This window comes from Bacillus sp. Hm123 (assembly GCF_051842975.2).
Lineage (GTDB): Bacteria > Bacillota > Bacilli > Bacillales > Domibacillaceae > Bacillus_CE.
Map to the genome: position 1 here is coordinate 2,395,288 of NZ_CM200277.1, position 26,900 is coordinate 2,422,187.

The following is a 26,900-nucleotide window of genomic DNA, read 5'->3' on the forward strand; positions in this document are numbered from 1 at the left end:
GTTATTTTGCCTCCATCATCGTTTTTAATACGTCTACTACTTGATCCAGCGCGACTTCTTGCTGTTCACCAGTTTGCATATCTTTTACGTTTATTTTATTAGCTTGTAGCTCATCTTCTCCAAGAATCGCTACAAAGCGAGCGTTTAAGCGATCCGCCGCTTTAAATTGGGCTTTCATTTTGCGGTCTTGATAATCTCTTTCCGCGCTAATACCTGCCTGGCGTAAATCATACAATAGCTTCACCGTGCAATCTTTCGCTTCCTCTCCAAGAGAAACGAGATAACAGTCCAAGCTATTTTCAACCGGCCAAGCAATGCCTTCTGCTTCAATCGCAGCAATCAATCGTTCGATGCTAAAAGCAAAGCCGATACCAGGTACATCTGGGCCTCCTAATTGACTTACCAATCCGTTGTAGCGGCCACCCCCACATAAAGTAGTAATGGCACCGAATCCCTCTGCATCGCTCATAATTTCAAATGCCGTATGATTATAATAATCTAGGCCGCGAACGAGCGTAGCATCAACAACGAAAGGAATTTGCAAGTCTGTTAAGTATTTTTGCACCTTTTCAAAATACGCACGGGAATGATCATTTAAGTAATCAAGAATCGAAGGAGCTGTCGCCATTAACTCATGCTCGCGATCTTTTTTACAATCAAGAATTCGCAACGGATTTTTTTCTAAACGGCTTTGACAGTCATCACAAAACTCTCCAATTCTCGGCTCGAAATGCTGAACTAGTGCTTCTCTATGTGCTGTCCGGCTTTCTGGGTCCCCTAAGGAATTGACGACTAGCTTTATTTGCTTTAATCCTGCCTCTTTGTAAATATCCATCACAAGCGCTAATACTTCCGCATCGATCGCTGGGTCTTCACTGCCAATCGCCTCAATCCCGAATTGAACAAACTGGCGATAGCGGCCAGACTGCGGACGCTCGTAACGGAACATCGGCCCATTGTAAAATAGCTTGATCGGTTGATTCGGATCGCCAAACATTTTATTTTCGACGAATGAACGGACAACCGCTGCCGTGCCTTCTGGGCGAAGCGTTAAGCTTCGATCACCACGATCCTTAAACGTGTACATTTCTTTTTGAACGATATCCGTCGTATCTCCTACACCCCGTTGAAATAATTCTGTGTGTTCAAAAATCGGTGTTCGAATTTCTTTATATTGATATTTGCGGCATACTTCTTTGGCAATTTGCTCAACATATTGCCATTTTTCTACCGTTCCCGGTAAAATATCCTGCGTGCCGCGCGGAATGTTTACACTCACAATCATTTCCTCCTTTGATTCAATCTTGTAATAAACAGGCGTTTTTTGCCAAAATAAAAAACTCTCATCCCTAAAGAAAAGGGACGAGAGTTTATTTCCCGTGGTACCACCCTAGTTAAAGCTAATCATCTAGCTTTCACTTTTCCAGTTAACGCCTGCTACACGTTTTCCTCTACTATTGTATTCAAGGAAAAACCTAAGGAGTGTTCGTTCATTAAGTCGCAACGGAAATGCTTTCAGCCAAGGCATTTCTTCTCTACAGAAGCGGTTCTTAACTACTTTTCTCCCTCAACGGTTGATTCATTTACTTTTCGTATTGCTCCTATTATAAAAAACTTTATATAGGCATTCAAGCTTCTTTTTCAACATTTACTTACTTTCTACAATTAACGTCACAGGTCCATCATTGACAAGGGACACGTCCATCATTGCCCCGAATGTGCCTGTCTCGACATGGATACCTTTTTCTCGCAATTTCTCATTAAACAGATCGTACATCTGCTTCGCTTGCTCTCCTTTTGCTGCCGCCATAAAGTTCGGTCGTCGTCCTTTGCGGCAATCGCCATAAAGAGTAAACTGAGAAACGGATAAAATCGAACCACCCACATCCAGCAAGGAATGATTCATTTTCCCTGCCTCATCTTCAAAAATTCGCAAATGAACAATTTTATCTGCTAAATAATTGACGTCTTCTTCACTGTCTTCATGCGTTACACCGACGAGCAACACGAGTCCGCTCTCGATTTGGCCCACGATTTCACCTTCGACTGTGACTGAAGCTTGCTTGCTTCGCTGCAAAACCACTTTCATTATCCAACACCCTTAATGTAAAATTCTGCGCACGGAATAAATATCCGGGATTTGTTTAATTCGCTCGACCACTTTATGAAGATGGCTAATATTATGAATATAAATCGTCATGTCGATCTTCGCCACTTTATTGCGATCTGACCTGCCAGAGACAGCGGAAATATTCGTTTTCGCTTCACTCACAGCCTGCAATACTTCATTCAACAAACCTTGACGATCATATCCAGAAATCTCAATATCGACCATATATTCTTTCTGTTGATCAATTCCGCCCTCCCATTCGACCGGAATGAGGCGATTAGCCGACTCTTCATCCATGACATTTAAGCAATCTGAACGGTGAACCGATACTCCACGCCCTTTTGTAATATAACCCACGATATCGTCACCAGGTACTGGATTACAGCAGCGCGATAGACGAATCAACAAATTGTCAATTCCTTTCACCGTCACACCCGAACTTTTCTTACTAGATGTTGTTTGCGGCTTCAATTCTTTCATCGATTCCTGAACTGCCGCTTCTTGATCACGCATTTTTCGTAGCTTATCTGTTAAACGGTTGACTACTTGAAGTGCCGTAATCCCGTTATACCCGACCGCAGCATACATGTCTTCTTCGTTCGAAAAATTGAACTTCTCTGCCACTCGCTTCACATTTTCTGGAGTGATCACTTCTTTGACGTCAAAGTCCATATTTTTAATTTCACGTTCGACTTGCTCACGGCCTTTTTCCACGTTTTCTTCGCGATTTTGCTTTTTGAAAAACTGTTTAATTTTATTTTTCGCCTGTGAAGTTTGAGCCATTTTCAGCCAATCTTTACTCGGGCCGTAAGAATGCTTCGACGTTAAAATTTCGATAATGTCGCCCGTTTTCAATTGATAATCGAGCGTCACCATTTTTCCGTTCACTTTTGCCCCAATCGTTTTATTGCCGATCTCTGAATGAATGCGATAAGCGAAGTCAAGCGGGACAGAACCTGCTGGTAGTTCGATCACATCTCCTTTAGGTGTGAATACAAACACCATGTCAGAAAACAAATCTAGCTTCAACGATTCCATAAATTCTTCAGCATCCGCTGAATCATTTTGATATTCTAAAATCTCGCGGAACCACGTCATTTTTTTATCAAAAGAAGCCTTCTCGTTAATCGTGCGTCCTTCTTTATACGCCCAGTGAGCAGCCACCCCATATTCAGCAATTTGATGCATGTCCGTCGTACGAATTTGCACTTCTAACGGATCACCTTTAGGCCCGATCACCGTCGTATGAAGCGACTGATACATATTCGTCTTCGGCATTGCGATATAATCTTTAAAGCGCCCCGGCATCGGCTTCCAGCACGTGTGGATAATGCCAAGCACCGCATAACAATCTTTAATACTACTAACAATGATTCGCACCGCTAACAAATCATAAATTTCGTTAAATTGCTTATATTGAAGCGCCATCTTTCTGTAAATGCTATAAATATGCTTCGGTCGACCAGATAAATCAGCTTTAATCTCTAAATCATCTAAACGATCTCTCACTTCATTGATGACTTCCTCTAAATACAACTCACGTTCCGCTCGTTTTCGTTTCATTAAATTGACAATCCGATAATACTGTTGCGGATTTAAATAACGAAGAGCGGTATCCTCAAGCTCCCACTTAATTTTGGAAATCCCTAAACGATGAGCTAACGGAGCAAAGATCTCTAACGTCTCGTTGGAAATTCGCCGTTGCTTTTCTTGAGGCAAATGCTTTAACGTTCGCATATTATGCAAACGGTCGGCTAATTTAATTAAAATTACGCGAATATCCTGCGCCATCGCCACAAACATTTTCCGATGATTCTCTGCCTGCTGCTCTTCCTTTGATTTATATTTAATTTTCCCGAGCTTGGTCACGCCGTCTACTAGCATCGCCACTTCTGCCCCAAACTCTTTCTCCATATCCTCAAGTGTCACTTCTGTATCTTCCACTACATCGTGCAAAAAGCCAGCGGCCACTGTAGCCGGGTCCATTTCTAAATCAGCTAGAATCCCTGCTACTTGAATCGGGTGAATGATATACGGTTCACCTGATTTGCGATACTGTTCTTTATGTGCTTCTTGCGCATACTCATAAGCTCTTCGCACAAACTCTACATGTTCTGGGTTTAAATACGCACTCGTTCGTTCAATCACTTGTTCGGCGGTTAGCACCCGATCATTCGCCATATATTTACTCACCTTTGCCATGTTTAAAATATTTTTCTTTTCAAAAAGAATCTAATTGTTCCTATTATCGAAAAAAAAAGAAGAGATGTAAAGCCATCTTACACATTTTCTAAAAAACATTAAATCTATATATAAAAAATGGACACATAAAGTGCCCATTTTCTTATTACTCATATGGAAGCAACGTTAATACATCGTAGCCGTCTAATTTGCTACGTCCATTTAAGTATTCAAGCTCAATTAAGAAAGCGATTCCCGCAACTACTCCGCCAAGCTGTTCTACTAGTTGAATTGTTGCTTCAATCGTTCCACCTGTCGCTAGTAAATCATCGGTAATTAACACACGTTGTCCCGGCTTCACCGCATCTTTATGAATCGTGAGTACATCTTTCCCGTACTCTAAGCCATATTCGACTTTCACGGTTTCACGAGGCAGCTTTCCATCTTTTCGAACTGGCGCAAAGCCAATGCCTAAAGAGTAAGCAACCGGACAGCCGACAATAAAGCCGCGCGCCTCAGGACCCACCACTAAATCAATTTGTTTTTCTTTCGCATACTCCACAATTTGATCCGTTGCATAACGAAATGCCTCACCACTCTCCATTAATGGGGTGATGTCTTTAAATTTAATTCCCGGCTTCGGCCAATCTGGAACAATTTTGATGAATTGTCTTAAATCCATGTCTCAATTTCCTCCTTATCATCGACAGACAAACGCTCTTCCAGCCAATCTTTTAGCTCTTGATAGGAAGAGTACAACAATTGATTCTCTAATTCCACTTGCATTTTTTTATGTTGATACGATGGCGATTCCGTTAAGTTCCGCTTCGCAGCCGTCTCGTGCAATGCCATCATTCCATTATTTATTGTAACAAATTCTAGCTCAGAAAACACTTGCGACATGAAATCAATCGTTTCTCTCGACCAGCCCTTATGTTTAGCTAGGTCATTTCCATAGCGATGTAAATCAAATGTTTGTCGCTTCATTAAAAAAGCGTAAAACCATTTAAAATGATCCCTCGTCGGCATCGTACTAAAGAAGTGGTTGTCCTTTTGATGAAAATGAACGTACATCCGCTCCGGTCGACCATTTGTCAGCAAAGCTTCTATAAGTTGACTAGAAGGTGGCATATCAATCAATACGATATTTTTTTGATGAGCCTCAACTTGTTTCGCTGCTTCTACGTCAGCGACTTCAATGATTTCCGTTTGCCAGCGGTCGAGCTTTAACTCCGCGATCGTTTCTTTGTTAAACACAATCAATACCCGATCTTGCGGCACTTGCCCCAACCATTTTTCGAATTGACGATGCCCACGCACATCAAATAATTGCCACGTATCGACTCGAAGGTCTTGCAAAAAAAGCTGTGGCTTACGAATATTGTTCCATTCGTTAACTGCCAACTCGCCAATGACAGAAATCTTTGATAGGGGCGCAATATGATCAGCATAATGCCCCATACCAAAACCAATGCTGTCAAGAGACGCTTGTTGATCGTCTAATTGAAGCTTTAAATGCGTTTTATCTGAGCCGATTTTACGCATAGAAGACAGCCCTATTTCTTCAATTAATACTTTAGGCTTCGGATTTGACACTCCATATGGCGCAAGCGCTTCAAGCTGTTCAACAACATCTAAATTAACTTCTGGCAGTGGCACAGCCACATCAATTTCAGTGACTGGAACGAAATCCTCTTCTGTTAGCTGTTCCTCCGCTAACTGACAAAGTCTCGAACGCAACTCATCCACATCGGACAGTTGCAGCGTCATCCCAGCTGCCATCGGATGTCCGCCAAAATGCGGCAACAGCTCGCGGCATGTCGATAAATTTTTAAATAAATCATAGCCAGCAATGCTTCGTGCTGACCCTTTAGCTGTATTAGCTTCTCGATCGAAGCTAAGTACAATCGTTGGTCGATAAAATTTTTCAACGAGCTTAGAAGCGACAATCCCGATAACACCTGGGTTCCAATTTTCTTTCCCAATGACGAGTACAGGATATTGCTCAATCGGATAATTTTCTTCTACCATCGCTAACGCTTCCGCTGTAATCTCGTTCACAATCGCTTGGCGTTCTTTGTTCATCGCATCAATTTCTTTCGCTAACTGTTCTGCCGTCCCTTTATCTGGCGTCAACAGTAATTCAACGGCCGGATCAGCATCAGCTAGCCTGCCTACTGCATTAATACGCGGAGCAATCATGAAGCCAATTGTTTCTTCGGTGATCGCTTCTTTTTTTGTTGCTGTCAGCTTACATAGCGCTTCAATCCCTGGTCGAGTTGTTTGTTGCAACTTCTTCAAACCGGCTTTTGCAATCGCACGATTCTCGCCAGTTAACGGAACAAGATCGGCAATCGTTCCAATCACTACTAGCTCAAGCAAGTGCTCTGGAACCTCTCCGTATAAAGCATGTGCAACTTTAAAAGCCACTCCTACTCCTGCTAAATAACCAAAAGGATAGTCTCCTTCTGGATGCTTCGGATGAATAATTGCCAACGCTTCCGGCAATTCTGGCCCTGGCTCATGGTGGTCGGTAATAATTAAATCAAGCCCTAGCTCCTTCGCTAATCTTGCTTCTTTAGTTGCAGCAATACCAGTATCCACGGTAATAATTAAACGGAAGCCGCTATCAGAAGCCCAACGAAAAGCCTCTTCATTCGGACCATACCCTTCCGTAAAGCGATTCGGAATGTAAAACTCCACATTCGCTCCTAAATCTTGCAAAACGGTCATCATGACAGATGTACTACTTACGCCGTATAGTGATAGGTAGGCCTTTGATATCATCTCTGGCTTTTCCCCCACTTCACACCGTGCGTGAGATTTTCACCTCACACGGCGTTCCATCGAAAAACATTCAAAACTTTTGTAATCTACATAACTTAACAGAATTCACTTCTGTGTCTGTTATGCATTTATAAGTCTTTGAAAGTTCCGACTAGAGCCTATCCCTCCACCGTTTATTATCACGGCTTCAAAGGTACCGTAGCTCCACTCTCACGGAAAGTTAATCAGTTTTAATAGGTTACCCCTTTATATACCAAACTGCTTCATAGGTAGGTTAATACCTCCACATCTTCCGCTTTCCACGTTCCGATTTCTCTATCCTTCCATGTATCCTTAGGTTCCTCCTATAGTCCTCTATGCTTGAACTTGCCTGTAACAAGCTATGGGCTTTCATAACGCCAGATTCTTACTTACCCACACATACGATGGCACTGCCACCTGTTACATTTCTGCAACATCTACGTCTAGACCCGTACATTCAGAGATTCGTCAGTGCTTATGCAGCACATTCTAACCATAGATACTTTATGGACTCCCGGCATATAGGATACACCATCCACCTCTGGACAGCTTTCGTGCAAGTTACTTCCTAGGTATTCACTTACTTACGGTATCTCTCTGCCGACTTCACCGAGCTTCATACCCTTCAATTTAACCTTTGAAAAGGCATGTCGGAGTATCAGAGTAGGCGTTTCAAGGCGTTACCCTATCATTCCACCTATCAAGAAATCAGTTCTCCCAGGTAACTAAATTAACCTGGTGCCTAAGCTTTTCACTTAGAAACGTGTCGCACCCGCGTCATAATCACCATAAATAAGAATCGGCTCTTCATTGCTGATCGCTGTTCGAATTCTTTCAACAGCTTCAGCCATTCCTTTTAATAAAAAGGGATCGTGAAAATCATTGCCTTTATCAAATAAAAAATGCCGGGCAGTCTCTTCATCAGTGATGCCACGGTTAATAAGTAACGAAGCCAATAATGGGCTTATCGCTAATTTTTCACATAATTGCTCTCGCATTTCCTCGTCCGTTTGTCGAACAATCCAACGGGTTTTTGGTTTTAACATATCGTCACCCCTCAACCTTCTTATTATACAAGAGGGAAAATCGGGTTTCAATGCGCAGAATTTGTTTCCTTCCTCTCATCCAGACGAAAAAAAGACCTTATTTCAGGTCTTTTTGATCCATTTTTTCACTTGTCGTGCTAGCTATTCTTTCTTTCAACTGTTCAACTTCATGGATTAATACTTTATTTTGTCTTTTTAGACCCATTGTTCGGAATACGCTTAATGAAGCAGAAATAACCCCACCCATCAAGACAGAAAAAAGAATGACGAGCACAAGTGGCCATTCCGCTTGCCCAAACAAATAATTAACCGTCACTGGGGCTACATTAATGACAGCAAAAATAGAAATAATAAGTGCGAAAACTACGCCTAACAATAAATTAAATTGCCCTTTCATACATCCCCCACCTTTCTGAAAAAGTAAAGACACATTGTATTTCAAATTATACTATACCCATATAATAAGGGGTACAATCTCATGTGTTAAGAGTTTATTTATCCATACATATAAAAAAACACGGTCAAAGATAAAAAAATCTTTGACCGTGTTTTTTATGTTTCAACTGAAGTCGGCTCCGCTTTTCTTTGTCCAGCTACAGCGGACAGGCTCTCGGTCATAAGCTGTCTCGCCTGTGTGGCAAAGAACGCCACTTCAGCGATCCATCTTATGACTGCCGAGCCTAAACGTCCGCTTCCGCTTTTCTTTTTACACTTGCGGTTCGTCGCTCCATTGTTTTTTCTCTTTGTATGTGACAAGTGTGCCTTTTTTCTTTAGTTCTTTTTTCTTCCATACGAGCCATAGTTGAGCTGCGATGAAGAGGGAAGAGTATGTTCCAGAAATAAGGCCGACTAGTAACGCAATCGAGAAGTTCAAGATCGAACTGCTTCCGAGAACGAGTAGGGCAATAACTGCGATGACAACAGTTAACACCGTGTTGATTGAACGCGTTAATGTTTGACGCAAGCTTTGGTTGACGATGTCTTCGAGCTCTTGTTCTGTTTTGATTTTACGCTTTTTCGCTAAGTTTTCACGCATTCGGTCAAATGTTACGATCGTATCGTTAATCGAGTAACCAATAATCGTTAACACGGCAGCAATAAACGTAATATCGACTTCTAAACGCGTTAAACTGAAAAAGGCGATAATGAAAAATGCATCATGCAGTAACGCGACAATCGCCGCTAACGCCATGTAGATTTCAAAGCGCAAAGTAACGTATAACACGATTCCTACAGACGCAATTGCTAAAGCTTTCATCGCATTTTTCGCTAATTCCTTCCCAACGACGGGGGAAACAGTACTAATATTTGGCTCAGCACCATATAGCTTGGCAAAGTGATCTTTCACTTTTGCAATTTCTTGTTGTGTCAGTGGTTCTTTAAAACGTGTCACTCCTAAGTCTTTCTTGTCTCCTGAAATGACGATATCGTCAGTCGTTAAACCAACTTTTTCTAACTCTGCTTTCACTGATGCTTCTGTGAGTGGTTTATTGGCCATCACTTCCATGCGTGTTCCGCTTGAGAAATCAATTCCAAGATTTAATCGGAATACACTAAGAACGATCATTCCCGCTACGATCGCTACCATTGAAGCAATAAAGAATTTACGATGATGCTTCACGAAATCAAAGCGATCAAATTTCGTTGGTAAGTCTAGCGTGTCATAGCTTTCACTAATGTCTTTAATCTCTTTTTTGCTGACACCGAACCAGCCTGGTTTATTGTTCAACATTCCACTTTGAACGAACAAGCCTAACAGTAGACGTGAGCCCCAAATCGCTGTTAAGAAGCTGACAATGATACTAATAATGAGCATTGTCGCAAAGCCTTTCACCGAGCTTGTTCCGAAATAGAATAGAACGGCACCGGCTAAAACGGTTGTCACATTCGCATCAAGAATCGTTAAGAAAGAGTTTTTGTTTCCTTCTTTAAACGCCGCCTTAATCGAACGACCTACTTTCATTTCCTCTTTAATTCGTTCATACGTAATGATGTTGGCATCGACAGCCATACCAACCCCAAGGATGAGGGCTGCAATACCAGGGAGCGTTAATACCCCATTCATCCAGTCGAAAATTAATAAAATTAAATAAATATAAACAGACAACGTCACCGTAGCAACTAAGCCTGGCAAACGGTAATAGAACAGCATAAATAGGAAAATAATCGCAATACCTACAATACCAGCTAGAACCGTCTGATCTAGGGCTTTTTCCCCAAATGAAGCGCCAACTGAAGTGGAATAAATCTCATTTAACTTAACAGGTAAAGCACCGGCCTTTAAGATCGACGCCAAGTTTTTCGCTTCTTCTAAAGTGAAATCCCCTGTAATACTAACTTCATTCGTATCAAATACTTCTCCAACAGTAGCTGCAGAAATAAACTTCGGATTTTTCTTTTGAATTTCCTTCACATAGGAATCTTTTCCTTCTTCAAAATCCAACCAAATGACCATCTGATTCATCGGTGCTAAGCTTAACACATGCTCTGTCACTTCTTTAAATTTCTTCTTATCCTTCAGCTTGACAGCGATGCTTGGTTTTCCTTTTTGATCAAATGATTGCTTCGTGCCACTAGCCACAATATCTTTTCCGTCCATCAAGAGCTTGTCATTAACATCACGGAAAGTCAGATTGGCTTGAGTGGACAATAACTCGCGCGCTTCATTTTGATCTTCTACACCCGCAAGCTGCACCCGAATACGATTGCCTTCTTCTACTTGAATATTCGGCTCACTAACACCTAGCACGTTAATCCGCTTATCTAGCGCATCGACGGTGTCTGTGACCATTTCTTTTGTGATCTTCTCACCTTTCATCGGCTCGACTTGATAAAGAACCTCAAACCCTCCTTGAAGGTCTAGCCCGAGCTTAATATCCTTCACGATGTCCTTCGCCGTAAGCCCAATCGTACTAGCTAATAACAGTACGATAAGAAAAAAGGCTACGATCCGGCTGCGTTTTACCATTATGTAGTTCCTCCTTAATCATATAAAACTCAAAAAATATGGAATATACCCGACAATATTTAAAAAATTCTGGTAAAAGGATACCAGAATTCCTCAACAAAACTATTATGAAACAGAAAATAACTCGTGTCAATTTTATGCATCACGGCTTTTTCGGACGGAATAATTCTTGCAGTTCCTCTCGATTAACTTCCTCTAGCCAATGGGGTGATCGATACGCCTCCACCGTGGCAAAATTCATATAATCGATCGCTTTCGTTGACACAATATCAGCGACTAGCTTATAAATATGTACTTCTTGTTCTGGCTTTCTCCACTTTTTTTGTATTAAGTACTGCCATAAAGACGGAATATCAATCGTCCCATAATTTAATAGACGAAACTCCTCTACTTTACTTTTCAACACCGGCAACAGTTGCTGATAATAAACTTCGTAAGGGTGTTTATCTGCCAAACGTCTCATCCCCTTTAACTAGAAGAACTGATGAACTTGTCATGCTTGCCCACCATGTAGGCATATATATCATATTGTAAAGCAATTCATCCTTTTTGAGAAGGCAGGGAGAAAGATGTCGAAGTTTTTAAAAGGAACCATGATTTTAATGGTCTCAATATTTATTACGAAAATTTTAGGATTTATTAATCGAATTGTTGTTGCCCGATTGATCGGAGAAGAAGGTGTAGGCTTGTACATGATGGTGTTTCCCACCTTCATCTTAGTAGTCACCATCACACAATTCGGTCTCCCTGTGGCCATTTCTAGAAGTGTCGCCGCCGCTTTAGCTAAAGGAGATCATGGCAAAGTCAAAAAAATTCTTGCTGTCTCGCTAGCGATCACACTCTCATTGTCTCTCATTTTCACACCACTTTTATTATTGATGGCGCCAACTTTATCAAAAGTGTTATTTACGGACCCGCGAACATATTATCCATTAGTAGCGATTACGCCGACTATCCCTATTATTGCCATCTCCTCTGTTCTCAGAGGCTATTTCCAAGGAAAACAAAATATGAAGCCTGCTGCTTATTCACAAATCATCGAACAGATTGCGCGCATTTTATTAATTGTCGTCTTAACGAAGAAATTTCTACCGTTAGGCATTGAATATGCAGCCGCAGGAGCGATGACAGCGGCCGCTATCGGTGAACTAGCTTCCCTCGTTTATTTGCTGACGATGTTTAAGATCAAAAAGAACTTTCGCTTACGGAAGCGTTTTTTTACCGCCGTTCATTCTGGAAAAGAAACAGCAAAAGAGCTATTAGAAGTAGCCATACCGACAACAGGTGGTCGCATGATTGGTTCACTTTCCTGGTTTTTTGAACCGATCGTCGTGACGCATAGCTTAGCGATTGCGGGAGTCGCCGCGATGACCGCGACAAAAGAATATGGAGTGTTAACGGGGTACGCCTTGCCTGTTATGTTTTTGCCATCATTTGTGACACTCGCTTTGTCTACCTCCCTCGTTCCAGCAATTAGCGAAGCTTATACGAAAAAACAACATCGCCTGCTCGAACATCGCATTCAAGAGGCACTTCGGTTTTGCTTAGTTTCCGGTGGCCTCGCCGTCTTGCTGTTATATTTATACGCCGAACCACTGATGCAATTTATGTATCATTCTACCAACGGCACCCGATTTATTCAGCTATTAGCGCCCTTCTTTTTATTTTATTATTATCAAGGTCCGCTGCAAGCGGTGCTACAAGCATTAAATTTAGCCAATACAGCGATGATTAACAGCTTAATTGGCGCCGTTGTAAAGCTTGCTGTCATTTATATCTTTGCTTCTCAGCCGCAATTTGGAATATATGGAGCCGCACTCGGTATGGCCGTCGGTATTTTACTAGTCACCCTGCTACATTTAGCGAGTGTCTTTAAACAAATATCGCTCTCACTTGATTTGCGGCAATTAGGCAAATTCCTAGTGGTCTTGATTACTATTTTCTTTTTGAGCGACTGGATGAATCATTTTCTAGCAGAAAAAGCTCACGGACTTTTTTATCTACTTGCAGGAGGAACGTTCACAGCCACTATCTATATGCTATTTGCCCTTCTATTAGGGCTGATTACGAAACAAGACATGGAAAAATTACGCTTTAAGAAATAAGCTCAATCTTTTTCGTCTATATAAAAGCGACCGTCGTGAAAGCTACAAAATGAGATGCTCGTTACTTCGTGATAACCTCTCTTATGTAACGCTTTCAATAGCCATTGTTCTGTTTGCTCGATTATTTGTAAATGCTCATGCTGAATCTCACCATCGAGTATGAGCGGTAAAGTAAATGTCCCGCTTTCTCGTTTATTTTCTTTTTGCAAAATCGATAAGCTGCCGGACGGCTCTAAAATGGCATATTCCACTTGGTCAATATGACGAATATCCTTCTCTCGCATTTGCAAAAGAAGGTCATGAAAATTGTAGCGATGCCTTCTCATCGCTTGCTCATTAATTTTCCCTTTATTAATAATGATTTCTGGTGTGCCATCGATCATCTCTCGAAATTTTTTACTTTTCAAAGAGGCGTAAGCAAAAAGAATTTGGACCACGACTAAAATAAAAATCGGCAAAAGTGCGTACATGAGCGGTTCCTTTGGTTCTGCAATCGCAATAACCGCCATTTCACCAATCATTAAAAAAACGACTAAATCGAGTATGCTAAGCTCGCCAATTTCCCTGCGCCCCATTAATCGAAACACAAATAAAATAACGATATACAGAAATATCGCTCGGAAACCAATTGTTAAGTAAATCATATACATCCCCTTCATGTTCAATCGTGTATACATACTAGTATGGTCACTAATTGAAAAAACATGAAGACTAAAAGGAGGTAAATAAAATGAAGTCATTTAGTTACGGTGTGATGTATGGAACAGCTGTCATCTTTATCATTGCCATCCTGTGCAGTTTCGTCTTCGCTTCTATTTTACGCTGGAGTTCGTTAACGGAGCCTTCCATACAATTGAGCCTTACCATCATCTCTTTTATCGCCTTGTTTATCGGAGGATTTATCTCTGGAAAATTAGCTGGAAGAAAGGGCTGGATGACTGGTGGGCTAACGGGGCTGTTATACAGTCTCATTATGTTTTCTTATCAATCCCTTGGCTATCAAGCTCCATTCCAGTGGGAGCAACTGATCTATCATCTCTGCTTTATCATTACTGCCATGATGGGCGGGGTTCTAGGAGTCAACTTATCCTCCAAACATAGAAGCTGATACATCGTCTTGAAGAGCAAATGAAAAGCGTCCTTCCTATTTGGAGGACGCTTTTTCAACTTATACAGTTGTTGATTGCTCTACTACTTCACGAATCGCATTACGATCGTATGTAAGACGGCTACCATCTCCACATTTAATCACGATAGTTCCTTCATCAATCGCATCGATGAAGCCGTGAAGACCACCGATTGTTACGATCTTGTCGCCTTTTTGCAAGTTGCTTTGCATCTGCACTACAGCTTTTTGACGCTTTTGCTGCGGACGGATAAGCAAAAAGTAAAACAAAACGAACATCAATAAAATCATGATAATTTGTTGCATAATCTCACCCCTTTCTAAGCACAATTGAAATTAGAAGTTTTTCGCATCTGGACGATTGAAGCCATACGCTTCAAAAAATTCATCGCGGAAATCACCTAAACGGTCTTCCCTAATCGCTTGTCTCACTTGATCCATTAATTTTATCAGAAAATAGAGGTTATGGTAAGTTGTAAGTCTAATACCGAATGTTTCATTTGTACGAATCAAATGACGGATGTACGCACGAGAGTAATTGCGGCAAGTATAGCAATCACAATTTTCATCGAGCGGACCGAAATCGCGAGCATATTTCGCGTTTTTCACGACTAAGCGACCTTCACTTGTCATTAACGTTCCATTTCTAGCAATTCGAGTTGGCAAGACGCAGTCAAACATATCGACTCCGCGAATCGCTCCATCAATTAAAGAATCTGGAGAGCCTACCCCCATCAAATAACGAGGCTTATTCGCTGGTAAAAATGGCGTCGTGAAATCAAGCACTCGATTCATTACATCTTTCGGCTCCCCTACCGATAATCCACCAATCGCATAGCCTGGGAAGTCCATCGACACTAAGTCATCAGCACTTTGACGACGTAAATCTTCATACTCTCCACCTTGAACAATTCCAAACAATCCTTGATCTTGTGGACGAGCATGTGCCTTTAAGCAACGCTCCGCCCAACGTGACGTTCTCTCAACTGATCGTTTCATATAATCGTATTCAGCCGGATAAGGCGGACACTCATCAAATGCCATCATAATATCAGAGCCGAGCGCATTTTGAATCTCCATCGCTTTTTCAGGAGATAAAAACAGCTTGTCTCCGTTTAAATGATTGCGGAAATGAACGCCTTCTTCTTCTATTTTACGAAACTCGCTTAAAGAAAAGACCTGAAAACCACCGGAATCCGTTAAAATTGGACGATCCCAGTTCATAAATTTATGAAGGCCACCCGCTTCTTGCACAATGTCATGACCTGGACGAAGCCATAGGTGATAGGTGTTACTTAAAATAATATTCGCACCCATTTCCTTTAAGTCCTCTGGTGACATCGTCTTTACCGTCGCCAATGTACCAACCGGCATAAAAATAGGCGTCTCAAAACTGCCGTGTGGTGTATGGACACGGCCAAGACGGGCACCTGTTTGTTTACAAGTTTTAATTAATTCATATTTAATAGCTGACAAATGATATTCGCCCCTTCCTTATTACTTAATTAACATCGCATCGCCAAAGCTGAAAAAGCGATATTCTTTTGCTACAGCCTCTTCATACGCCTTCATTACATGCTCTTTACCCGCAAGTGCACTTACAAGCATAATGAGCGTCGACATCGGCAAATGAAAATTCGTGATCATACCATCAATCGCTTGAAACTGAAAGCCTGGATAAATGAAAATATCCGTCCAGCCGCTCGCCGCTTCAATCTTCCCACCGTGATCACGAGCGACCGTTTCTAGTGTTCGAGTCGATGTCGTACCTACACTAATGATGCGGCCACCTCTCGCCTTTGCATCCTCAATTAAACGAGCCGTTTCTTCTGACACTTGATAAAACTCAGAATGCATTTCATGGTCTGCAATCGTATCTACCGAAACCGGGCGAAACGTACCGAGTCCGACATGAAGCGTAATAAAGGTAATATACACACCTTTCGCACGAATGTCATCTAATAGCTCTTCGGTAAAATGAAGCCCTGCTGTTGGAGCCGCTGCTGAACCCCGCTCTTTCGCAAACACCGTTTGATAGCGCTCTTGCTCATCTAACTGTTCTTTAATATAAGGCGGAAGTGGCATTTCACCGAGCTCTTCTAGCACCTCATAAAAAATACCCTCATACGAAAATTCAAGAATACGGCCACCATGATCTTTTTCCGCTACACAAGTGGCTGTCAATCGACCATCACCGAAGGAAATCACACTACCTTCTTTAATCCGCTTCGCTGGCTTCACGAGCGTTTCCCAACGATCTCCCTCTTCTTGTTTCAAAAGCAATACTTCGATTTTGGCACCGGTTTCTGCTTTCACGCCATACAAACGTGCCGGTAACACACGTGTATCATTAAGAACGAGGCAGTCCCCTGGCTCCAGAAAATCAGTAATTTGCTTAAATACTTGATGCTGAATATCTCCCGTTTCTTTATCCAATACCATTAATCGACTTTCGGCCCGCTCTTTTAACGGCGTCTGGGCAATTAACTCTTCCGGCAGATAAAAATCAAAATCTTCTACTTTCACGTTCTTCATCCCTATCTATCATTTCCATTTTCCAATCAGATAAAAGACCAATGATAAGACGACACTAACAAGGATCGACGTCATGATTGGAAAATAAAAAGTCGTATTTCCTTTTTTAATGAAAATATCACCCGGCAGGCGACCAATCTTCACAAATTGCATCACTAACCCAATGACGAAAATGACCACACCAAGCACCATCAACGTTTTTCCGATGCCGCTCATTCGTTCGGCACCTCCATTTGGAAGTGATGATACACGAGTTCACTCACGATTCGGCCTCTTGGGGTACGCTGCAAAAAGCCGATCTGTAATAAATACGGCTCATACACATCTTCAATCGTCACCGCTTCTTCTCCGATGCTTGCGGCAATCGTTTCAATTCCAACAGGCCCACCACGAAAACGTTCAATAATGGCCTTTAATAATTTATGATCAATATGGTCTAACCCTCTAGGATCGACTTGCAGCAATTCTAACGCTTCTTGAGCTATCTCAAACGTGATCGTTCCGTTTCCACGCACTTGAGCATAATCGCGTACACGTTTCAACAAACGGTTGGCAATCCTTGGTGTCCCTCGTGAACGACGAGCAATTTCGGCTGCGCCTTGAGCATCCATCTTCGTCTCAAAAATATCCGCCGTTCGCAACACGACTTGTTGTAGCTGCTGTTCATTATAATACTCTAACCGACTTAACACACCAAAGCGATCTCGTAACGGAGCTGACAAAGATCCGGCGCGTGTCGTCGCTCCAATTAACGTAAATGGCGGCAAGTCTAAGCGAACAGAGCGTGCACTTGGCCCTTTACCAATGACAATATCTAAACAAAAATCCTCCATTGCCGGGTAAAGTACTTCCTCAATCGCCCGCGGCAAACGATGAATCTCATCGATAAACAGCACATCACCTGGTTCAAGAGCAGTTAACACAGCCGCCAAGTCTCCAGGCCGCTCAATGGCTGGCCCTGCCGTCGTTCGCAGCTGTACGCCCATTTCATTGGCAATCACAGCCGCCAATGTTGTTTTTCCAAGTCCGGGTGGTCCGTATAATAACACATGATCTAACGTTTCTTCTCTCTGACGGGCGGCTTCAATGAAAATTTCCAGATTGTTCTTCACTTGATCCTGGCCGATATATTGCTTTAACGTTTGAGGTCGCAATGACTGCTCTTCATACATTTCAGCCGTTTCCGCCGTTCCAGAGACGATCCGGTCTTCCATTCTTTCACCCCTCCCTCATTCAGTTTAACCATTCAATAATAACTGCAATCCTTTACGAATATATTGATCGGTCGTCATTTCTTCCGCTTTCAATTTGGCGCTAATCTTTTTAATTTCTCGCTCAGAATAACCGAGTGCTTCAAGCGCCAACATCGCTTCATCCAGCTCAGCAGAAACCGAAGCTTTGCGTGCATCCTCTTCTGCTTGAAATAAATTTGGAAAATATTCTGGTACGACATCTGCTAATTTCCCTTTTAGATCAAGAATCATTTGCCTTGCGGTTTTCTTGCCGACACCAGGAAACTTCACTAAGAACGATTCATCTTCCTCTTCAATCGCGTGAATCACTTGTTGAGGCTCACCGCTCGCTAACACAGCGAGTGCTCCCTTTGGTCCAATTCCTGACACGCAAATGAGCTTTTCAAACATTCTCTTCTCTTCTAACGAAGTAAAGCCGTACAGTGCTAGTACATCTTCACGCACATGTTGATACACATAGATCGTCATCGCTTGCTTTTCAAATTTCGAAAATGCAAACGGATTGGGCGTTAATATTTTATAACCAATGCCGCCGTTCTCTACGACAACATACTCTGGTCCAATGAACTCCACGCTTCCTTTAATATATTCGTACAAATCGGTTCTCTCCTTCTATACAGTACACTTCATTGTATCATACCATGATTGAGCTGTGGATAAAATCAAAAAGAAACGTTTGTTCTTTATTTAAATGATGTTTGGATAACATTGGAGTTGCATTTCCTCTTCATTTTATGTAATATAATCATATCAGCTGCGTTGTGCGTAATCTTAATAAAGTTTTAACCTTTAAGCTGAAATAGGGAGTTTTATATTGAGACAGGAATATCATGCCCCATTTTGAATGAGGACGATAGGAGTGTTTCTGCAAACACCCACTTTATGGAGTGGTGGTTTTAAAACTCTATTAACTGTACGGCAACCGCGGCCTTTCCATTACATACTAAGCCAGTTTCCTTTTTCGGAAGCTGGCTTTTATTTATGCAAAGCAAACAAGCAGGAGCTAAAGAAACTCCCGCCTGTTGATTACCGACTATATCTTTCATGCGGCAAATCAATCGGCCCGCCATCACGTAAATCATTATCTAAATTGCGCAATTTCTGATACGATGCCCGATCCGTAGAGACGCGCACTTGATAGCCATCTGTATAAGGAGCTACCGCTTTTTCCACGTCTTTTTTAATTTTTGCTTCCGCTCTTCTTTCTTCCTTTAAATGAACAGCCACCTCAATCTTCTTCCCATTAATGAATGCTCTTGCATCAGTCACACCGCGAACCTTCGCTGCCTCTTTGGACAGCTTCTCTGCGAACTCACCAGGATAGTTCTCGTAGTAAGAGCTTTTCACTTTATATGGCTTTACCCCTCTATTTCCATGATAATTAATATCTGTACTCCGCTGATGCTCTCCCCCATAGCTTTCACCGGAATAAAAGTCTTGCTTTTCCTCACCAGCATTATTACAAGCAGCTAACCCAATCACTAAAAATGTCAGCGCTAAAGCTGTGACCATATCCTTCATACTTCCACCCCTGCAACTAAATTTCGGGCATTGATCACCCTTCTTAGTTTGAGGGGATTGCAGTAAGTTATGCTAGCTCATTTTTCCATTTCAAAAAAAAAGCCTCTCTTTTCTCAAAATTAGTCACCGTCAACTCGTAAGCATGCGGATAATTACCATTGATGGAACGGATCAAACGGCGACATTCACGAAAAACATCTGTAGGAAATAATAAATGCAAATAAAATTCTTCCTCACCCTTAAATTCTGTTAACACTTCATCTTCCATGATTTGATCAAGATCCCAATCGACCATTGGCAATACGCGATGGACAAACTGTAAATAATCATACATAGCAGGCGCTCTAGCCGCCAAATCGAAATCAATTAAAAATAACGGTCCATTGTTTGCTTGTAAAAAGTTATGAGCAACAACGTCACCGTGGATGATAACAGAATCTCTTTTCCGCTCACTTCTTTTCACCAACTGATGGAGAGACCATTCTCCCATCTCTATATAACGGATTAAACAGGACTTCGGAAAACAATGTTGTAATTGAGGAAGCGAGCCTTTAAAAAAATCCAATCGTTGTTGCCAGCGTGTCAACTGATCCAATGAAAACACCCGATCCAGCTTATCCACAAATTCCGCTGTTTGTACATGAAAAGAGCGCAATAGTCGCAAAGCCTTCGCTCTTTCCTCCTTCGTTTGAAATGTATATACGCGGCTAGCTGATGGAATAAATGGCATAAGAGCGAAGATGTTTCTTTCCACAATAAAGGGGGAGGATGGATGAAAAGGGATGATAGAATAAAACTTAGCTGCTAATAATTTTTCTGTGATCTCCCATTGTTTCCGAAATTGTTTCTCAGTAGTATATTGCTTTAGAAACCAGTAATTTTTGTCGGTACACACTCGCCATTTCCCGTTTTTTACCGGATGAATCGCTTCAATCCTTTCTTGTAAAGCTGTAGACAATTGAAAAAGGAGACGAGATAAAGGCACGTCTCCAAAAGTTATGTTACTGTTCATCTTCTTCATCAAATCTTGGCATGCCGTACGGTTGAGGCTGTCCATAGCCCCATCCCATCGGTGAATACATCGGCTGAGTAGGATATTGGCCAGACATATAAGGAGAGGTCATCATTTGTTGTGGGTAAGCTCCGGCTGGTTGTTGCCCGTATCCTCCCATGTCATATCCCATACCAGCAGGGTGCATACTGTGCGGAGCACCAAACCCTGTTCCTGGCATGAACGGAGTAACAGGAACGCATCCGGCTCCAGGCATTCCAGTTGGAAAGGTTTGCGCTGGGAAAGTTTGTGCTGGAAATGCTTGTGTAGGATACCCTTGCATCGGATACGCTTGTGGCTGCATAGCAGGCGCTTCTGTTGTCTGAACGCCTTGCACTTGGTCTCCCATCGCGTTTGGCATCATCATATTTGGCATAGCATTCGGCATGACATTTGGCATCATCATATTCGGCATCATGTTTGGCATCATGGCGGACTCATCAGAGGATTCCTCCATCATCGCCATATTGACATTTGGTTGAGTCGGCATCATCATCGGCATCGTCATTGGTTGCACTGGCATCATTGGCACATTCCACTGCGGCATCGTCGTTCCATCGCACCCACAGCTTTGAGTTGGCATGTGATACATAGGCATATATGGATTCATCGGTTGAAAACATCCTCCTTGTAATTGTGGTACCACCATTTCAGGCATGATTGGTGGTGTCATCGGTGCTTCTGTGCTTTCTACCTCTTCTTTTTCACTCAGCCCTGGGAAAATATTCTCCGGCTTTTTCGGCACTTGCGGAGCTGGTGGCTTCGCAGGTTGAACGGCCGCTGGTGCTTTCGGTACCGGTTGCTTCGCAGGTTGAACAGCTGGAGCCTCTTGCTTTATCGGCTGTTTTATAGGCGGAGCAACTGGTGGGGCGTGCTGCGTCTTTTGAATTTGAAAAATTTGATTAATTTCGACCTCCGGAATGATTGGTGGCATAGGAGGAGGCATAATGTTTGGCTTTTGAACGACCACCTTCTCCTTTTCCTTCACAGGAGGGGGTGGTGGCTTTACTTCGGCTACTGGTGCGATCGGTTGCTCCACTTTTTTTTCTTTCTGTACCGTTCCACTTTTCGGCATTTCTTTATTGGGCATGCCTGCCGATGTCGGGACTTTAATTTTCATTCCCGGCATAATTAAATCGGGGTTGGAGAGCTGGGCGTTCATTTTCTTCAACTCTTCAAAATTAACTCCGTATTTTTTAGCAATCGTCCAGAGTGTATCCCCTTTCTGCACAATATGGATTTTCATTTTCTCCCTCCTTAGGCATTCGTCGATATAGTGTATGTGGGCGATGCGAATTTGCGAACGAACTTACACAAAAATTTTATGCGTGAAGGAGAGAGAATATGAATGGTAACACTGGAGAGGGTTTCTGAAATTTTCTTGGACTTTTTGACCTTTCGTCATAAAAAAATCCCTCGCTAGCAAATAAGCGAAGGATCTTCCGTTTTATTGCCCAAGCATCCGATTTAACGCCAGCAACGCATCATTCGTTGTTTGTTCGTTCACTTCAATGACGTTGCTTTTGCCACCTTTAATAACGGTGTCTAATGACCAAAGCAAATGCGGCAAGTCGATGCGGTTCATCGTGAGACATGGGCACATATTTGGGTTGAGCGAAATGATTTTTTTATCGGGATGGTTCTGAATTAAACGATTCACAAGGTTCATTTCTGTACCAATCGCCCAAGCACTGCCGGGAGCGGATTGTTCAATCGTATCAATGATGTATTTCGTCGAACCGTTAACATCAGACAAGCCCACCACTTCTCGGCGACATTCTGGATGAACGATGATTTTCATATTTGGATTTTGTTTGCGAACCTCTGCAATATTTTTCACTGTGAAGTTTTCGTGGACGGAACAATGCCCTTTCCATAAAATAACCTTCACTCGACTAATGTCTCCGTCGTATTCGAGCTGATTGCTTATTGGATTCCACACGGCCATCTCATCTAAATCGATCCCTAAATCAAAAGCTGTGTTTCGACCTAAGTGTTGATCAGGCAGGAATAATATTCTTTCCTTTTGTGTGAACGCCCACTCCACTATTTTATGAGCATTCGATGAAGTGACCGTCGCTCCTCCATTGCGACCGACGAACGCTTTAATTGCGGCCGTCGAATTGACATACGTAAGAGGAAGCATCGTATCACCAAACAATGCTTGTAACTTCCCCCAAGCGATTTCGGTTTGATGAATATTCGCCATATCAGCCATCGAACAGCCGGCGCGCATATCTGGTAAAATGACCGTTTGTTCTTTTGTCGTTAACATATCAGCTGTTTCCGCCATAAAATGCACACCGCAAAACACGATATATTTAGCCTTTTTATTGCTAGCAGAAATTTGTGCTAGCTGCAGTGAATCACCGACGGCATCGGCAAATTGAATGACTTCATCCTTTTGATAATGATGACCAGGAATAAAAAGTGCGTCCCCTAGTTCTTTTTTTATCTCTCTTACACGCTCTTCCATTTGCGCTTTCGTCATTTGGCGGTAGCGATCCGCTAATGAAAAGGATGGTTGCTTAAGCATTTCTTGAATAGGCATCGTGACTCTCCTCCTTCTTCACATATGGTTGCACTTTTGCGCTAATATCAAGCGCTTTGACAGAATGAGTTAACGCACCGAGGGAAATATAGTCCACTCCGCTTTCGGCATATTCACGAATATTTCCTAAATGAATGCCTCCTGATGCTTCCGTTGTGATATGAGGAGGAACAAGCGTGAGCCATTCTTTAATCTCTTCCGGTGTTCGATTGTCAAACATAATGATATCTGCTTGGGCTTCAATCGCTTCTTCTAGCTGCGCTTTCGTTTCAATTTCCACTTCGACTTTAACCGTATGACCAACAAAGGCTTTTGCTTTCGCCACCGCTTGTTTAATTCCGCCAGCAAAAGCAATATGATTATCCTTGAGCATAATCGCATCATATAAGCCACGGCGATGATTCACACCGCCACCTGTTTGCACCGCGTATTTTTCAAGCATCCGTAAACCCGGTGTTGTTTTCCGAGTATCACACACTTCCGCTTTCGTTCCCTTTGTTCGAGTGACAACCTCATGTGTAAACGTAGCAATCCCAGACATACGTTGAATAAGATTTAACACAACTCGCTCCCCTTGAAGCAACCCGCGCATCGTCCCTTTCACTTCAGCGATCACCGCTCCAGCTGTTATCCAGTCGCCATCCTTTACCTTCATCTCAACCGAACTACCGGGATCAATTAAAGCAAATCCAACGTGGATGACTTCTTCACCACAAAACACACCACTTTGTTTAGCCAACAGATAAAATTGTCCCTGTTCCTTCGAGGAGAATACCGCTTCCCCACTCAAATCTCCGTCTCCGATGTCCTCCATAAAAAACTCTTTAAGCATGGACTCTAGTTTGATCCGATTCACAAAATCCTCTCCTTATCCATGTATGCTGTATCGTTTGTATAATTCGTTGTCCCATCCAGCTCTCTTCTTCAGCGGTAAAATCAGAGCGAATATGCGCCCCACGACTTTCTTCTCGCAATAAAGCCGGATAGCTAATTAAATAGCTATTCATAAATAAAAACAGCTTCTCTATTTCTTCACAGGAAAGGTCATCCATCCCTTGATTCATCCAATTCTGAATGCCACATTTTTGTAAATAGTGCAGATGCGTTTGCAGTTGTTCTCCTGAACGAATCATTCCAACTGCCTTCATCATTCGTTGCTGCAGTTCACTTTTAGATAACGGTGCGGTTTTTTCCGAATGGATTTGTTCCTCGTAACGAAAAATAGATCCTGCGTTTGAAACGTAAGGCTGTTTATTCAAATAGTTAGCTAGCCTGCGACCAAACACAATCCCCTCTAGCAAGGAATTACTCGCTAGCCGATTCGCTCCATGAACGCCACTACTGGCTGTTTCCCCGATGGCATACAATCCCGGAACCGTCGTCCGCCCAAACGTATCGACACAAATGCCTCCCATTAAAAAATGACTGCCAGGTGCGACTGGAAGCAAGCCATCGGCGACCGAAATCCCATGCTGTTTACAAAGGTCTGTAATCGTTGGAAAGCGCGTCTCGAAATTAGGAATCGAGCGAATATCGATATACACACCCTTCCCACTAGCTCGCGCTTTATAAATTTCATAAGCGGTAATATGTCTTGGAGCTAAATCCTTTAATGGATGCACATGTTCCATCAATCGATTTCCATTGTCATCCATGAGAACACCACCAGCACCTCTCACCGCTTCCGATACAAGCCCTTTAGTTTCTCCGTTTACATACAGTACCGTCGGGTGGAACTGTATAAATTCCATATCGGCAACCTCTGCGCCGGCACGAAAGGCCATCGCAACCCCGTCTCCAGTCAACGTTGTTTGATTCGTCGTAAACGGATAAATCGCTCCCACACCACCGGAAGCTAACACGACGTGGCGAGCACGATATATTTGAATAGAACCGTCTTTTCTTTTCGTTTTCACGCCGACACAAGTGGAACGGTCAGCTGACAATAATAACTCATACGCCATTTCTTGTTCAATAATATTGACATGATCCGCTAGCTGCTCCAGTAAAAATTCAATCGTATGCCGCCCTGTCGCATCACCACCCGCGTGAACAATTCGATTCGTTCGATGCGCTCCTTCTAACCCTAATGAAACTTGACCAAATTTATCTCGATCCACCGGCAAGCCTTCCGCTATTAGTTGTTGAACAGCGGTTGCTCCTTCTTCAACTAAACGCTCCACTTCACGATAAGAATGATGAAAACACCCGGCTATAATCGTATCTTCAGCATGGAGCCTCGGACGATCATTATGATCGACAACTGCAGCAATTCCTCCTTGCGCCCAATACGAGTTACTTTGTCGAAGCACTGATTTTGTGATAACACTCACATGCAACGACGAATGTAACAAACGAGCCAATTGCAAAGCAGCAATTCCACCACCAATGATCAATACATCGATTGGATTCTTCATATTTTCTCCTCCTGTTTAAACAGGTGTCTTGACACATATATTTACACACTTTTAAACTAAAGACAAGACTTTTTTATACAGGAGGATGATTATGCCGTATTTTGACTATGCAGCCACAACACCGATGTGCGAAGAAGCGCTCGATGTTTATATAGAAGCGAGTCGTCAGTTCTTTGGAAATAGTTCTAGTCTACATGACGATGGAGGGCGAGCTCGTTTCTTACTTGACAGTTGTCGTGAACGACTCGCTACGTTAATTGGAGGACAGCAGGAAGGAATTTATTTCACTTCTGGAGGGACGGAAAGTAATTTACTAGCGATTATTTCTTTAGCGAAACAAAGAAAGAACGAAGGGACACATATTATTACTACAATGGCGGAGCATTCCTCTGTTTATGCTGCGATGAGCTATTTAGAAAAGGAAGGCTTTCAAATCACTCGACTTCCGCTTAATTCACAAGGTGTATTGGAAATCCATACACTTAAAGCCGCCATTCGACCAGAGACCATTCTCGTTTGTTTACAATCGATCAATTCTGAGATTGGAACGATTCAACCGATCCTCGAGGTAGGTAAAATATTAAAAGAAAAAGGGGTTTTGTTGCATTGCGATTGTGTACAAGCCTTTGGAAAAATCGATGTACAACCGTTCCTCCCTTATGTTACTAGCTTATCGATCGCCTCTCATAAAATATACGGCCCTAAAGGAGTCGGTGCCGTCTACCTTTCTCCTACTATCCCTTGGCAGCCGCTTTTTCCGGGGACCCCTCATGAAAAAGGATTTCGTGGAGGAACGGTTGATGTGCCAGCCATCGCCGCCTTTATCGCGGCGGCTGAAAAGGTTTGCCAATCATACTCGCTTGATCAAGATTGGCGTTTGCGAGAACGACTAAAGGACCTCTTAACTCACTCCCGATATGAATGGATCGAAGCGAATCAAGAACAGCAGATTCCGTCAATCATCGGCATGAAATTAGCAAGAACCGAAGGACAACTGATCATGCTGCAATTAAATGAACACGGATTTTCGATTTCCACAGGAAGTGCTTGCCAGACATCGATTGAAGGTGGAACGAAAGCAGTGCAAGCGATGGGACTTTCCGAAGAGGAGACGAAACAGTTTTTTCGCATTTCTTTTGGTGAACAAACAACGTTAGCAGAAATCGACGCTTTAGCGAAGCGACTACTTGAGATCAATTATGCTACAATGAACAGTATAGAGATTTAG

General features: G+C 42.5%; 25 protein-coding genes, 1 other RNA gene and 1 other annotated feature. Of the genes, 4 read left to right on the forward strand and 22 right to left on the reverse strand.

Going from position 1 to position 26,900, the window contains the following annotated elements; all coding sequences use genetic code 11:
* Position 1 precedes the first annotated feature (1 nt).
* From hisS to ACSVDJ_RS12580, 9 genes are all read right to left on the reverse strand, one after another.
* Positions 2–1,279: a histidine--tRNA ligase gene (gene hisS / locus ACSVDJ_RS12540; RefSeq protein WP_439170005.1), complete on the reverse strand. Its 1,278-nt coding sequence runs from the start codon at positions 1,277–1,279 to the stop codon at positions 2–4.
* A gap of 76 nt (positions 1,280–1,355) precedes the next feature.
* Positions 1,356–1,580, reverse strand: a binding site (T-box leader).
* Between the two features lie 68 nt (positions 1,581–1,648).
* Positions 1,649–2,089, reverse strand: a complete 441-nt coding sequence (gene dtd / locus ACSVDJ_RS12545; protein ID WP_439170004.1) for a D-aminoacyl-tRNA deacylase — start codon at positions 2,087–2,089, stop codon at positions 1,649–1,651.
* A gap of 12 nt (positions 2,090–2,101) precedes the next feature.
* Complete coding sequence (locus ACSVDJ_RS12550) at positions 2,102–4,291, reverse strand: RelA/SpoT family protein (protein WP_439170047.1); 2,190 nt, start codon at positions 4,289–4,291, stop codon at positions 2,102–2,104.
* Between the two features lie 166 nt (positions 4,292–4,457).
* Complete coding sequence (locus tag ACSVDJ_RS12555) at positions 4,458–4,973, reverse strand: adenine phosphoribosyltransferase (protein ID WP_439170003.1); 516 nt, start codon at positions 4,971–4,973, stop codon at positions 4,458–4,460.
* On the reverse strand, positions 4,964–7,078 hold the full coding sequence (gene recJ, locus ACSVDJ_RS12560; RefSeq protein ID WP_439170002.1) for a single-stranded-DNA-specific exonuclease RecJ: 2,115 nt from the start codon (positions 7,076–7,078) through the stop codon (positions 4,964–4,966). The genes ACSVDJ_RS12555 and recJ overlap by 10 nt, the downstream gene beginning before the upstream one ends.
* Before the next feature lie 776 nt (positions 7,079–7,854).
* A complete protein-coding gene (locus ACSVDJ_RS12565) occupies positions 7,855–8,145 on the reverse strand; it encodes a hypothetical protein (RefSeq protein ID WP_439170001.1) in 291 nt (96 codons plus the stop codon).
* Positions 8,146–8,242: 97 nt separating this feature from the next.
* Positions 8,243–8,542 carry a LapA family protein gene (locus ACSVDJ_RS12570; protein ID WP_439170000.1) on the reverse strand — a complete coding sequence of 100 codons (300 nt, stop codon included), beginning with the start codon at positions 8,540–8,542 and terminating at the stop codon, positions 8,243–8,245.
* 309 nt (positions 8,543–8,851) lie between these two features.
* Positions 8,852–11,113 carry a protein translocase subunit SecDF gene (gene secDF / locus ACSVDJ_RS12575; RefSeq protein ID WP_439169999.1) on the reverse strand — a complete coding sequence of 754 codons (2,262 nt, stop codon included), beginning with the start codon at positions 11,111–11,113 and terminating at the stop codon, positions 8,852–8,854.
* Between the two features lie 142 nt (positions 11,114–11,255).
* Positions 11,256–11,567, reverse strand: coding sequence for a post-transcriptional regulator (locus ACSVDJ_RS12580; RefSeq protein WP_439169998.1), 312 nt, complete (start codon positions 11,565–11,567; stop codon positions 11,256–11,258).
* 115 nt (positions 11,568–11,682) lie between these two features.
* On the opposite strand from ACSVDJ_RS12580, the gene spoVB reads away from it, so the two are divergent.
* Entirely contained in the window at positions 11,683–13,218 is a 1,536-nt protein-coding gene (gene spoVB / locus ACSVDJ_RS12585; protein ID WP_439169997.1) for a stage V sporulation protein B, read from the forward strand.
* A gap of 2 nt (positions 13,219–13,220) precedes the next feature.
* Here the strand turns inward: spoVB and ACSVDJ_RS12590 are convergent, their stop codons facing one another.
* Positions 13,221–13,862, reverse strand: coding sequence for a DUF421 domain-containing protein (locus ACSVDJ_RS12590; RefSeq protein ID WP_439170046.1), 642 nt, complete (start codon positions 13,860–13,862; stop codon positions 13,221–13,223).
* 86 nt (positions 13,863–13,948) lie between these two features.
* Between ACSVDJ_RS12590 and ACSVDJ_RS12595 the strand changes: the two genes are divergently transcribed.
* Positions 13,949–14,326, forward strand: coding sequence for a TIGR04086 family membrane protein (locus ACSVDJ_RS12595; protein WP_439169996.1), 378 nt, complete (start codon positions 13,949–13,951; stop codon positions 14,324–14,326).
* 60 nt (positions 14,327–14,386) lie between these two features.
* Here the strand turns inward: ACSVDJ_RS12595 and yajC are convergent, their stop codons facing one another.
* Genes yajC through ruvA form a run of 6 tightly spaced genes read right to left on the reverse strand, consistent with a single transcriptional unit; the run spans position 14,387 to position 18,729 of the window.
* Positions 14,387–14,650, reverse strand: a complete 264-nt coding sequence (yajC, locus tag ACSVDJ_RS12600; RefSeq protein WP_439169995.1) for a preprotein translocase subunit YajC — start codon at positions 14,648–14,650, stop codon at positions 14,387–14,389.
* Positions 14,651–14,680: 30 nt separating this feature from the next.
* Complete coding sequence (gene tgt / locus ACSVDJ_RS12605; protein WP_439169994.1) at positions 14,681–15,820, reverse strand: tRNA guanosine(34) transglycosylase Tgt; 1,140 nt, start codon at positions 15,818–15,820, stop codon at positions 14,681–14,683.
* Positions 15,821–15,841: 21 nt separating this feature from the next.
* On the reverse strand, positions 15,842–16,870 hold the full coding sequence (queA, locus tag ACSVDJ_RS12610) for a tRNA preQ1(34) S-adenosylmethionine ribosyltransferase-isomerase QueA (RefSeq protein ID WP_439170045.1): 1,029 nt from the start codon (positions 16,868–16,870) through the stop codon (positions 15,842–15,844).
* Positions 16,871–16,888: 18 nt separating this feature from the next.
* Positions 16,889–17,095, reverse strand: a complete 207-nt coding sequence (locus tag ACSVDJ_RS12615; RefSeq protein WP_439169993.1) for a DUF2905 domain-containing protein — start codon at positions 17,093–17,095, stop codon at positions 16,889–16,891.
* A complete protein-coding gene (gene ruvB / locus ACSVDJ_RS12620) occupies positions 17,092–18,093 on the reverse strand; it encodes a Holliday junction branch migration DNA helicase RuvB (protein WP_439169992.1) in 1,002 nt (333 codons plus the stop codon). The genes ACSVDJ_RS12615 and ruvB overlap by 4 nt, the downstream gene beginning before the upstream one ends.
* 24 nt (positions 18,094–18,117) lie before the next feature.
* Positions 18,118–18,729: a Holliday junction branch migration protein RuvA gene (gene ruvA, locus ACSVDJ_RS12625; RefSeq protein ID WP_439169991.1), complete on the reverse strand. Its 612-nt coding sequence runs from the start codon at positions 18,727–18,729 to the stop codon at positions 18,118–18,120.
* A 151-nt stretch (positions 18,730–18,880) separates the two neighbouring features.
* Here ruvA and ssrS point away from each other — a divergent pair.
* A non-coding RNA gene (gene ssrS, locus ACSVDJ_RS12630) (6S RNA) lies at positions 18,881–19,067 on the forward strand.
* A gap of 91 nt (positions 19,068–19,158) precedes the next feature.
* On the opposite strand, the gene ACSVDJ_RS12635 is transcribed toward ssrS, so the two are convergent.
* From ACSVDJ_RS12635 to nadB, 6 genes are all read right to left on the reverse strand, one after another.
* On the reverse strand, positions 19,159–19,653 hold the full coding sequence (locus ACSVDJ_RS12635) for a YhcN/YlaJ family sporulation lipoprotein (RefSeq protein WP_439169990.1): 495 nt from the start codon (positions 19,651–19,653) through the stop codon (positions 19,159–19,161).
* A gap of 67 nt (positions 19,654–19,720) precedes the next feature.
* Positions 19,721–20,665 (reverse strand): phosphotransferase, encoded by a 945-nt coding sequence (locus ACSVDJ_RS12640; RefSeq protein WP_518618978.1) that lies wholly within the window; start codon positions 20,663–20,665, stop codon positions 19,721–19,723.
* Positions 20,655–21,950, reverse strand: a complete 1,296-nt coding sequence (safA, locus tag ACSVDJ_RS12645; RefSeq protein ID WP_439169988.1) for a SafA/ExsA family spore coat assembly protein — start codon at positions 21,948–21,950, stop codon at positions 20,655–20,657. The genes ACSVDJ_RS12640 and safA overlap by 11 nt, the downstream gene beginning before the upstream one ends.
* 201 nt (positions 21,951–22,151) lie before the next feature.
* Positions 22,152–23,255, reverse strand: coding sequence for a quinolinate synthase NadA (gene nadA, locus ACSVDJ_RS12650; RefSeq protein ID WP_439169987.1), 1,104 nt, complete (start codon positions 23,253–23,255; stop codon positions 22,152–22,154).
* Positions 23,233–24,111 carry a carboxylating nicotinate-nucleotide diphosphorylase gene (gene nadC / locus ACSVDJ_RS12655; RefSeq protein ID WP_439169986.1) on the reverse strand — a complete coding sequence of 293 codons (879 nt, stop codon included), beginning with the start codon at positions 24,109–24,111 and terminating at the stop codon, positions 23,233–23,235. The genes nadA and nadC overlap by 23 nt, the downstream gene beginning before the upstream one ends.
* Positions 24,080–25,672: an L-aspartate oxidase gene (gene nadB / locus ACSVDJ_RS12660; protein ID WP_439169985.1), complete on the reverse strand. Its 1,593-nt coding sequence runs from the start codon at positions 25,670–25,672 to the stop codon at positions 24,080–24,082. Before nadB ends, nadC begins: the two co-directional genes overlap by 32 nt.
* Before the next feature lie 91 nt (positions 25,673–25,763).
* Here nadB and ACSVDJ_RS12665 point away from each other — a divergent pair, with 91 nt between their 5' ends.
* Positions 25,764–26,900 carry an IscS subfamily cysteine desulfurase gene (locus tag ACSVDJ_RS12665; RefSeq protein WP_439169984.1) on the forward strand — a complete coding sequence of 379 codons (1,137 nt, stop codon included), beginning with the start codon at positions 25,764–25,766 and terminating at the stop codon, positions 26,898–26,900.